Here is a 10,086-nt window from a genome sequence, read left to right on the forward strand (position 1 = left end):
TGGGCATGGGCGACATTGTCGGCCTGGTGGAAAAAGCTGCTGCCAATTTCGAAGCCGATCAGGCCGAGAAAATGGCCGAGAAGATGGCCAAGGGCCAATTCGACATGGACGATCTGCGCCAGCAACTGGCCCAGATGAAAAAGATGGGCGGGCTTTCGGGGCTGGCGGCGATGATGCCGGGCATGGGCGCTGCCAAGAAGGCGATGGACAGCGGCGCGGTCAATCCCAAGATGCTGGATCGCATGGAAGCTATCATCCTGTCGATGACGCCCAAGGAACGCACCAAGCCGGAAATCCTCACGGCCAAGCGCAAGATCCGCATCGCCAATGGGTCCGGCACCACCGTGCAGGATGTCAACAAGGTGCTGAAGATGCACCAGGAAATGGCCAATGTCATGAAGCGCCTGAAGAAGATGGGCGGCATGAAGGGCATGATGAAGATGCTGGCCGGTATGGGAGCGGGTGGCATGCCCGGGCCGGACGGCGCAGCTCCGGCAGGCGGGGAAACTGGGGCTCCCGGCGGTGCCATCGATCTGGGCGCCGTGGGCCGGATGTTCGGTCGCCCCGGCATGGGAAGCCTGCCGCCAGGCTTCAACAAGTTCGGTAAGAAATAACCTCAATCAACTGAAATTACTGGAAGGAAGTATCAATGGCTATCTCAATTCGTCTCGCCCGTGGTGGCATGAAAAAGCGCCCGTTCTATCGCATCGTCGTGTCTGACAGCCGGTCCCCGCGCGATGGCAAGTTCCTGGAAAAGCTGGGCACCTACAACCCGCTGCTGCCCAAGGATTCCGCTGAGCGCGTGAAGCTGGACACCGAGCGCGCTGCCTATTGGCTGGGCGTTGGCGCGCAGCCGACCGACCGTGTTGCCCGCTTCCTTGATGCCGCTGGCCTGCGCACCCGCGCTGTCAAGAGCAACCCGACCAAGGGTGAGCCCGGCGCCAAGGCCAAGGAACGCATCGAAATGGCCGCCCAGAAGGCTGCTGAAGCGATCGAAGCCGCCGCTGCTGCCGAAGTCGCTGCTGCTGAAGCTGCCGCTGCTGCTGTCGTTGCCGAAGCCGAAGCTGCTGAAGCCGCTGCTGCTGCTGCCGCCGAAGCCGCTGCCGCCCCCGTTGAAGCAGCCGCCGAAGAAGCGCCGGCTGTTGAAGCTGTGGCCGAAGAAGCTGTTGCCGAAGAAGCGCCCGCTGCCGAAGCACCTGCTGAAGCTGCTGCCGACGGCGAAACCGCCGCTTAAGGAGCCCAGGCGATGGCGGCCGATCAGATCGTGCTGGCCGCCATTGCCGGCGCCCATGGCATTCGCGGCGAGGTGCGGCTGAAGCTGTTCACCGACGACGCGCAATCACTGGCCCGTCACGCCCGCTTTGATGCGGGCGGGCGGGTTCTGGTTTTGGCGGCCATCCGCGGCGACAAGCCCGGCACGGCCATTGCCCGTTTCGAAGGCGTGACCGATCGCAACGTGGCCGAAGCCATGCGCGGCCTCACCCTCGCTGTTCCGCGCACCGCCCTGCCAGCGCTGGACGACGGCGAATATTATGTCGCTGATTACCTTGGCCGCACGGTGGTGGATGAAACCGGCGAACTGGTTGGCACGGTCAAATCCATCGACAATTTTGGCGCCTCCGACATCATCGACATCGCGCTGGCCAAGGGCGGCACCGTCATGGTGCCCTTCGTGCCTGACGTGGTGCGCGAGGAGGCAGAGCGGCTCATCGTTGACCGCGCCTGGCTGGCCTAGTATATACAGCGTGTATAGACATAGGTTCTCTCATGACTGCCACCAAACGCACCAAAATTTTCAAATCCGGCAACAGCGCCGCCGTACGCCTGCCCGCCAGTTTCGCGCCGCCGCCAGGCACGCTGGTTGAAGTGCGCGAGGAAGCTGGCCGCTGGGTGATCGAAGCGGTGCCGGTTGACGTGCCGTTGATCAATCTGGATGGCATTTACGGCAGTTGCCCGGGCATCCAGCCGATCACTGACCGCAGTTTCGACGAGCGTCCGTCTGAACGACTGGCACGTGAAGTGGCCGAATGTGCAGCAGCCAGCGGCAAAATCACTGAATGACCAGCCCGCGCTGGCTGCTGGACAGCAACATCGGCATCTATCTTTTGCAAGGCAACGCACAAAATGCGTTGCGTCGCCTGAACACCTGCCCGCTTGGTTCAGTAGTGACGTCAAGCATTTGCCTGGCCGAGATGCTGATCGGCTTGCGTGCCGAGGAGGCAGATAGTCTGGACCGGCTTCTGACCGTGATCAGCGTACTGCCGTTCGACGATCCGGCTGCTCATGCCTACGCTACCCTGCGCTTTCGTCGCGCCAGTTATGACAGACTGATCGCCGCCCACGCCTGGTCGCGCGGCCTTACGGTCGTCACCGCCAATCCCCTCGATTTCGCTGACGTGCCTGGCCTAGCCGTTGAAGACTGGATGCAGCCATGAGCTGGCGCGCGACGATCCTCACCCTCTACCCCGAGATGTTCCCCGGCCATCTGGGCCAGAGCATCGCCGGCCGCGCACTGGCCGATGGCATCTGGTCCTGCAACGCCGCCAACATCCGTGATTTCGCTGCCGACAAACATCGCACCGTGGATGACACGCCGGCCGGCGGTGGGCCGGGCATGGTGCTCAAGCCCGATGTGCTGGCCGCAGCCATCGATGCAGTGGCCGATGGCCGCCCGCTGCTGGCCATGACACCGCGCGGGCGCCGCCTCACCCAGGCCCGCGTGCGCCAATTGGCAGAAGGCCCCGGCGCCATCATCCTGTGTGGACGCTTCGAAGGGTTTGACGAACGGATTTTCCAGCGCCGCGCCATCGAGGAAGTCTCGATTGGCGACTATGTGCTGTCTGGCGGCGAGGTCGCCGCACTGGTGGTGATGGATGCTTGCGTGCGGCTGCTGCCCGGTGTAATGGGCGCGGCTTCCAGTGGGATTGAGGAAAGCCACGAGAGCGGCCTTCTTGAACACCCGCATTATACCAGGCCCCCCGAATGGGAAGGTTTGGCGATCCCCGAAGCGTTGCGATCGGGGGATCACGCACGCATCGCCCGATGGCGCCGCGCGCGGTCCGAACAGGACACACGGCTAAGGCGGCCGGATCTGTGGGATCATCATGGGGATGATCGGGTCCATCCGCCCTCTGGCGCGCGACAAAAGAAGAAAGAGGAATGAGATGAATCTCATCCAGCAGCTCGAAGCCGAGCAGATTGCCAAACTCACTGAAAAGCGCAGCATTCCGTTGTTCCGCGCTGGCGATACGCTGCGCGTCGGCGTGCGCGTTATCGAAGGCGAACGCACCCGCGTGCAGAATTACGAAGGCGTGTGCATCGCGCGTTCGAACCGCGGCATCAATTCGTCGTTCACCGTCCGCAAGATCAGCTTTGGTGAAGGCGTGGAACGCGTGTTCCCGCTGTACAGCCCGAGCATCGAAGCCATCGAAGTGGTGCGCCGCGGTGTCGTGCGCCGCGCCAAGCTTTATTATCTGCGTGGCCGCAGCGGCAAGTCCGCCCGCATCGTCGAGAAGCGCGACGCGCGCCCCGCCAAGGACTGATCCCCGCAGGGACAGTTTTTGCCAGATTGTCGAAAGGGCGCCAGCAGCATCGCTGTTGGCGCCCTTTTTCATTGCACGTTCAGGGCCCAAGCCCCTATCTGCACAATATGTCCCTCCTGCCCCCTTCCGGCGCGATTGATGGCGGCATCCACCGCCTGCCCGCGCGCGTCTATTTTGAAGACACTGATACCGCTGGCATCATGTATCACGCCAAATATCTGCATTTCCTGGAACGGGGCCGCACCGAATTCCTGCGTGTGGGCGGCATTGATCACGGCGCGGCAGTAAAGGCTGGCGAAGGCGCCTATGCCGTGACCGAAATGCAGATCAAGTGGCTGCGTCCGGCCAAGCTGGACGATGTGTTAACCATCGAAACCCGTCTGCTGTCCGTGCGCGCTGCCGCCTGCCAGATCGAACAACGCATCACCCGCGCCGGTGAAGCGCTGGCAACGGCCACACTGATCGCTGCTTTCCTTGATCCCGCCGGCCGCCCGCGCCGGCAGCCGCGCGACTGGATGGCGCGGTTCCACGAACTTCTGGCCCAGGAACCATGATGCAAGCCGATATTGCAATCAAAGTCGCTGCCGATCTGTCGCCCTTCGCCCTGTTCATGCAGGCAGACATCGTTGTGAAAGCGGTGATGTTCGGCCTGCTGCTGGCCAGTGTGTGGAGCTGGGCGATCATCCTCGAACGCTCGCGCCGCCTGTCGCGCCTGAACGGCGAAGCCGCCAAGTTCGAAGACTGGTTCTGGAAGGCCAAGGATCTCGACAGCCTGTACGAACCCGCCTCCCGCGCCGATCACCCGTCTGCCCGCGCCTTTCTGGCCGGCATGAACGAATGGCGCCGCAGCCTTGCTGGCCGCACCGGGCGCAGCATTGATCGCGAGGGCCTGCGTTCGCGCCTGGCCAGCGCCACGGGCGTCGCCATCGGCCGTGATATCGATGAATTGTCGGACCGGTTGAACGCGCTCGCCACCATCGGTTCGGTCGCGCCGTTCGTCGGCCTGTTTGGCACGGTGTGGGGCATCATGCGCAGCTTTGCCAGCATCGCCGCCAGCCAGAACACCAGCCTCGCCGTCGTCGCCCCCGGCATTGCCGAAGCCCTGTTCGCCACCGCCATCGGCCTGTTTGCCGCCATCCCCGCCGTCATCGGCTACAACCGGCTGCTGCACCGGGTGAACCGGCTTGAAGCGCGACTGAACGCCTTCGCGGAGGAATATCTCAACCTCCTCTCCCGCCAGCTTGACGGCATGGACAGCCAGTAATGGCCATGGGCGCACCCCGCAGAGGCAAGGGCCGCCAGCAACCCATGTCCGAGATCAACGTCACGCCGCTGGTGGACGTGATGCTGGTGCTGCTGATCATCTTCATGGTGACCGCGCCGCTGCTGGTGGCCGGCGTGCCGGTCGATCTGCCCGACGCCAAGGCGCAAAGCCTGCCGCAAGATCAGTCGCCGATCCAGATCAGCATGAATGCCGCTGGCGGACTGTTCGTTGATCGCCTTGCCATCACCCCCGCCGCCCTGCCCGCCAAACTGGCCGCCCTGCGTGAGGCCCGCAGTGACGAAGCGCGTGTGTATGTGCGCGCCGATCATGGCCTCGATTATGGCACTGTGATGCAGGTGGTCGGTGAAGTGAACGGCGCCGGCTTCAAGAAGGTGGCGCTCGTCACTGACGGACAAGCCAAAACCCCGCAATGACCCGCGCTGAACGCCTCAGCATTGCCGGCGCTGCCACCGCGCACCTCGTGCTGTTGGCCGCGCTCAGCCTGGCCTGGCAGAACAGCGAGAAAATGCTGGCTGCCCCCACTGACGCCGTGCCGGTGGAAATCGTCACCATATCCGACGCCCCGCGCACGCCGGAACCGCCCAAACCCTCGATGGAAGCCGCCCCGCAGGAGGCTGCTGCCGCTGCACCAGAGGCCGAAACCGCGCCCGAACCCGAACCGGTGCGCCCCGACGCCGTGCCGTCGCCCGAACCCACCAAACCCACGCCGCCCAAACCCAAGGCCGCGACACCCACCAAGGCGCCGCCCTCCCCGCTCGACACCTCCACCCTGGCCAGCCTGATCGACAAATCCCTGCCCAAGGCGACCAAAAAGCCGCTCGACACCTCGAAACTGGCCAAGGAGTTGAACGCCAGCGCACCCGCCCGCGCCACCGTCGATCCGCGCGCTGCTGCGACGTTGGCCCAAGCCATCCGCGCTCAGGTGTATCCGTGCTGGAACCCGCCAACGGGCGGCCGGGATGTTCGCAACATGCAAGTCACCGTGCAGGTTCAATATGGCCGCGATGGTAGGGTGATTGGCACGCCCGATGTTGGAACACCGACATCGTCTACCCCCGGCAATGCAGATTACGCGCGGGTCTTTGCTGATACAGCCCGCCGCGCTGTTCTGCGATGCCAGCCCTTGAAGCTGCCGCTGGAATTATACGATTTGTGGGCGAACGTGGTCATCAATTTCGATCCGAAGGAGGTAGCGTAGATTGATTCCTCCGACGAGCACAGGCGCCGTCCTTGCAGCCATTTGATCTTTGGGCGGCCAAGCCTAACTTGAGTTCCTAATAGAGATGCACGAATGATCCTAATGCTCAGGTCCAATTCTGACTACACCAGAATATATTTAGACAATCAATGAAAAAAAATATCTAAAAAATGAACTTAGGCGGAATAATTTGTCCATCCACTTGCTCCATAGTCATAAAACGAAGCATTATTTCCATTAACGGTAACTTCGAAATGATTGCCGCTGCCATAGTCATAACCAGTATACTTTCCGTACTGAACCGGCTTGAATTGCACGTGGGCAGTCATGCCATAGTGATATAAATTCGGGATATTTCCACCAAAATGACACGAGCTAATATAATCATAGCCGTCCACATTGGAACCAGACACTTTAACGCTGACACTTCTGTGCTCACCTACTGAATAGTCGTAAATTGAAGAAAGATTACGACCAGTGGAGTGTGAAAACGCTGCTGCGGCTATCATTGCTTTGAGATTTGGCTGTATCACCGAAAAAACCTCATTGTGCGAAGCACCAATGTAACCAAAATCCCAAAAAATTCAATATTCCGATACGTCACAAGGTTTGTGAACAGACGTTTGGATGCCTAGCTTTCAATTGCAACGAATTTTCGGCTCTAAATAAGACGGGTGCAGGGACTGAGTCCCTGCCCGCCGGAGACCTCTTCTTTCTCTCCGAAATCACCTCGCCGGTTTCAGATACCGATCAAACCACTCCAGCGTCCGACTCAACGCATCGAGCTGGTTCTCGCGTTTCTGAAATCCATGGCCTTCCGCCTTGTAGAACATTGTTTCAACAATGTTGCCCTTGGCCTTCAGGATGTCGGCCACTTCCTGCGCCTGGCCGCGCGGCACGCGGATGTCGTTCTCGCCCTGCAGGCTGAGCAACGGCGCGGTGGCAGCGCGGATATAGGAGAGCGGCGATGAGGCTTCGTAAACGCCTTTGAACTCGTCCGGCGCGCCGAGCAGGCTGCGTTGATAGGCCTGCAGGCGCGCGTCTTCATTCTCCCACATGGTGCGCCAGTTGATGATGCCAAATTGCTGCACGGCCGCCGCAAAGGCCGTGGGGGCCTTGCCGATCGCCATCAGCGTCATGAAGCCGCCATAGCTGCCGCCGGTGATGCCGATGCGCTTTGCATCCACAAATCCTGTCGCCACCAGAAAATCCCGGGCGGACAGCACGTCTTTCAGATCGCCGCCGCCCAGATCCTTGTGGTTGGCCTCCTGAAAGGCGCGGCCATAGCCGGTGGAACCGCGGAAATTGGGCTGGATCACCAGATAACCGCGGCTGGCGAACAGCGCGGCGGTGCGGCTGAAACCATCCTGCGATTGGCCGGTCGGGCCACCGTGGGGCAGCACGATTGCCGGCGCACTGCCATCACGTTTCAGATTGAACGGCATGGTGAGCACCGCGCTGAGCAAAGTGCCGTCGAAACCCTTGAACGTGACGATTTCGGATTTGGGCAGATTGGCCGGCGTCAGGCTGGCCATCGCCGTCTGGGTGACGGGCTGGCTGGTGCCGCTGGCGATATCGTAGCGGAACAGGTCCGACGGCGTATCGGCCCCGCCATGGCCAAAGATCAGGCTGCGGCCATCGGGCGAAAACGCACCGGGCGGGGCACTGTTCACGCCGGGGGGGGAGCGGCAGCGGCGTGGACACCAGGCTGGCGGTATCGACCAGCGCCAGCGCGCTGCGCCCATCGACATTGGTGCGCACCAGCATGGATTTGCTGTCCGGGCTCATCGCGCCTGACGATTGTTCCCACGGCGTCGCCGCCAGCCAGCGCAGTTTGCCGGTGCCGGTATCGAGCACGCCGGCATGATCCTGGCCGCTGCCTTCATCGCTGGTGATGGCGATGGTCGCGCCATCCGGGCTGGCGTCAGACGCGGCATACACCACGCCGTTCTTGCCAAGCAGCAGCGCCGCCTGGCCAGTGGCGGCATCGATGCGCCACACCTCTCCATCGCTGCCGCCGACGTTGAAGCGATTGGCGATCAGCGCGCTGTCGTTCGCGACCCAGGCCACCGCCTCCCAGTTCCATTGCGGATCGTTTTCGTTGGTGAGCAAGCGGACGGTTCTGCCATCCAGCACCGCCAGATTGGTCTGTGCAGCCCCTTTCCGCTTGTGGCTGATGGCGATGGCGCCGTTCCTGGCAGGCAGCGGATTGGTTTCGCTCACATCATCGCTGCGGGTGATCTGTTCGATGGTGCCGCCGGCAGCCGGCACACGATAGAGATCAGCATATTCGTTGCCGCCCGAATCCTGCGTGTAATAAAGCCACTGGCCGTCGGCAGAGGGGGCCAGTCCGCTCTGCACATCGTCGGATTGCACCATCTGCACCGGCCAACTGCCATTCGACGCCATGCGCCAGATGTTGGCGCGGCCCGACAGGTTGGTGACGAGGAACAGGCCCTTGCCGTCCGCGCTCCACACCGGGCCGACGGCGCTGCGGGTAAACACCAAATCGGCCACCGGCACCGGGCGGGCCTGGGCGTTGGCCGGGGAGGCGAGGCTGGCCGGATCGGTGAGCGGGCGCGGCGGGGTTGGCACGGCGGCTAACGCCGGCGCGGCGGCCAGCAACAGCGCAGCGCGCAGGAATATGAAGTTCTTCACGATGGTCCCCACCTGTATTATTGGATTAATACAGAATGTTTGCACATCAGGCCGTGTCAGCGCAAGCCAGCATTGGCGGTTTCACTCCCGTTCAGCTTTCCCCCCTGATATGAGGAGATGATGAGACTGATTCTGCTCGCTGCTGCGCTGTTTGCTGCACCTGTCCTCGCCCAAAGCGTTGCTGGTTCCGCCCCCCTGCGCGTGGATATCAACGCCGGCCTGACGCAGCCGATGCCGATCGCGGTGCCGGCCTTTGCACCCGGCAATGGCGCCAGCACGGAAGCCGGCACCACCACAGCGCTGGGCGAACGCGCTGCCCAGGTGATCGCCAGTGATCTGAAATCCTCCGGCCTGTTCAAGACCATCGATCCGGAGGCCTACACCACCAGCGTGGGTATTGATGATGTGCTGAAACCCGATTTTCAGGCCTGGCGCACCATCGCGGCGCAGGCGCTGGTAACGGGCACGGTAACGGCCAATCCCGATGGCGGCCTCACGCTGGCCTGCTATGCCTATGACGTGTTTGCTGGTGCCGAAATCGCGCGCCAAGGCTTTGTAACCACCGCGGCCGGCTGGCGGCGGGCGGCGCACAAATGCGCTGATCTGGTCTATTCCCGCCTTACTGGCGAAACCGGCTATTTCGACAGCCGTATCGTTTATGTCAGCGAAACCGGTGCCCGCACCAAACGCATCAAACGGCTCGCCATCATGGATCAGGATGGCGCCGGCCACCGATTCCTCACCTCAGGCCAGAATCTGGTGCTCACGCCGCGTTTTGCGCCGGGGCAGCAGACCATCACCTACATGAGTTTTGAGAATAATCGGCCGCGCGTATGGCTCTACACGCTGGGCAGCGGCCGGCAGGAAGCGGTGGGCGCGTTTTCCGGCATGACATTTGCGCCGCGTTTTTCCCCGGATGGGCAGCATCTGGTGTTCTCGATGGCGGTGGGCGGCAATACCGATATCTACCGTTTCACCATCGCCACCCGCGCGACCCAGCGGCTTACCAGCGGCCCGGGCATTGATACCTCACCCAGCTATTCGCCCGATGGCAGCAAGATCGTGTTTGAAAGCGATCGCGGCGGGTCGCAGCAGGTTTATGTGATGAACGCCGATGGCAGCGGCCAGCAACGCATCAGTTTTGGCGAAGGCCGCTCCGCCAGCCCGGTGTGGAGCCCGCGCAGTGATTATATCGCCTTCACCCGCATCGGCGGCGGCCGGTTCGGGATCGGCGTGATGCGGCCGGATGGCGCCGGAGAGCGCCTGCTGACCAACGGTTATCAGGATGAAGGCCCGTCGTGGTCGCCCAATGGCCGGGTCATCTTGTTTGCCCGTGGCGCACGTTCGGGTCGAACGGGCTTGTGGTCGGTGGATATTTCCGGCTTGAATGAACGCAGTATCGC

At 62.3% G+C, this 10,086-nt stretch carries 14 protein-coding genes and 1 pseudogene; 12 read left to right on the forward strand and 3 right to left on the reverse strand.

The genetic code is table 11. The features are described from left to right. From RMO81_RS11320 to RMO81_RS11370, 11 genes and pseudogenes are all read left to right on the forward strand, one after another. Positions 1 to 614: pseudogene (locus RMO81_RS11320) on the forward strand (signal recognition particle protein); the annotation flags it as partial. 35 nt (positions 615 to 649) lie between these two features. Beyond that, complete coding sequence (rpsP, locus tag RMO81_RS11325) at positions 650 to 1,234, forward strand: 30S ribosomal protein S16 (protein WP_310475982.1); 585 nt, start codon at positions 650 to 652, stop codon at positions 1,232 to 1,234. A gap of 12 nt (positions 1,235 to 1,246) precedes the next feature. Further along, a complete protein-coding gene (gene rimM, locus RMO81_RS11330) occupies positions 1,247 to 1,735 on the forward strand; it encodes a ribosome maturation factor RimM (protein WP_310475983.1) in 489 nt (162 codons plus the stop codon). A 32-nt stretch (positions 1,736 to 1,767) separates the two neighbouring features. Beyond that, complete coding sequence (locus tag RMO81_RS11335) at positions 1,768 to 2,061, forward strand: AbrB/MazE/SpoVT family DNA-binding domain-containing protein (protein WP_310475984.1); 294 nt, start codon at positions 1,768 to 1,770, stop codon at positions 2,059 to 2,061. After that, the gene (locus tag RMO81_RS11340) at positions 2,058 to 2,435 is read left to right on the forward strand and encodes a type II toxin-antitoxin system VapC family toxin (protein ID WP_310475985.1); all 378 of its coding nucleotides are present in this window, start codon (positions 2,058 to 2,060) and stop codon (positions 2,433 to 2,435) included. The genes RMO81_RS11335 and RMO81_RS11340 overlap by 4 nt, the downstream gene beginning before the upstream one ends. Continuing rightward, on the forward strand, positions 2,432 to 3,163 hold the full coding sequence (trmD, locus tag RMO81_RS11345; protein WP_310475986.1) for a tRNA (guanosine(37)-N1)-methyltransferase TrmD: 732 nt from the start codon (positions 2,432 to 2,434) through the stop codon (positions 3,161 to 3,163). The genes RMO81_RS11340 and trmD overlap by 4 nt, the downstream gene beginning before the upstream one ends. A 1-nt stretch (position 3,164) precedes the next feature. Next, complete coding sequence (gene rplS / locus RMO81_RS11350; protein WP_310475987.1) at positions 3,165 to 3,542, forward strand: 50S ribosomal protein L19; 378 nt, start codon at positions 3,165 to 3,167, stop codon at positions 3,540 to 3,542. Positions 3,543 to 3,649: 107 nt separating this feature from the next. Beyond that, positions 3,650 to 4,096 (forward strand): YbgC/FadM family acyl-CoA thioesterase, encoded by a 447-nt coding sequence (locus tag RMO81_RS11355; RefSeq protein WP_310475989.1) that lies wholly within the window; start codon positions 3,650 to 3,652, stop codon positions 4,094 to 4,096. Then, positions 4,093 to 4,806 (forward strand): protein TolQ, encoded by a 714-nt coding sequence (gene tolQ / locus RMO81_RS11360; protein ID WP_310475990.1) that lies wholly within the window; start codon positions 4,093 to 4,095, stop codon positions 4,804 to 4,806. The genes RMO81_RS11355 and tolQ overlap by 4 nt, the downstream gene beginning before the upstream one ends. After that, complete coding sequence (locus RMO81_RS11365) at positions 4,806 to 5,240, forward strand: ExbD/TolR family protein (RefSeq protein ID WP_310475991.1); 435 nt, start codon at positions 4,806 to 4,808, stop codon at positions 5,238 to 5,240. The genes tolQ and RMO81_RS11365 overlap by 1 nt, the downstream gene beginning before the upstream one ends. Beyond that, a complete protein-coding gene (locus RMO81_RS11370; RefSeq protein WP_310475992.1) occupies positions 5,237 to 6,025 on the forward strand; it encodes a hypothetical protein in 789 nt (262 codons plus the stop codon). Before RMO81_RS11365 ends, RMO81_RS11370 begins: the two co-directional genes overlap by 4 nt. A gap of 176 nt (positions 6,026 to 6,201) precedes the next feature. On the opposite strand, the gene RMO81_RS11375 is transcribed toward RMO81_RS11370, so the two are convergent. The 3 genes from RMO81_RS11375 to RMO81_RS11385 all read right to left on the reverse strand — a co-directional run bounded on the left by RMO81_RS11375 (position 6,202) and on the right by RMO81_RS11385 (position 8,683). Then, positions 6,202 to 6,558, reverse strand: coding sequence for a hypothetical protein (locus tag RMO81_RS11375; protein WP_310475993.1), 357 nt, complete (start codon positions 6,556 to 6,558; stop codon positions 6,202 to 6,204). Positions 6,559 to 6,750: 192 nt separating this feature from the next. Continuing rightward, entirely contained in the window at positions 6,751 to 7,560 is an 810-nt protein-coding gene (locus tag RMO81_RS11380) for a S9 family peptidase (RefSeq protein WP_310475994.1), read from the reverse strand. Beyond that, a complete protein-coding gene (locus RMO81_RS11385) occupies positions 7,448 to 8,683 on the reverse strand; it encodes a hypothetical protein (RefSeq protein ID WP_310475995.1) in 1,236 nt (411 codons plus the stop codon). The genes RMO81_RS11380 and RMO81_RS11385 overlap by 113 nt, the downstream gene beginning before the upstream one ends. A gap of 117 nt (positions 8,684 to 8,800) precedes the next feature. Here RMO81_RS11385 and tolB point away from each other — a divergent pair. After that, positions 8,801 to 10,086 (forward strand): Tol-Pal system beta propeller repeat protein TolB (gene tolB / locus RMO81_RS11390; RefSeq protein ID WP_310475997.1); only part of this gene is annotated, 1,286 nt, incomplete at its 3' end.

It is taken from the genome of Sandarakinorhabdus sp., assembly GCF_031422795.1.
Taxonomy (GTDB): Bacteria; Pseudomonadota; Alphaproteobacteria; order Sphingomonadales; family Sphingomonadaceae; genus Sandarakinorhabdus.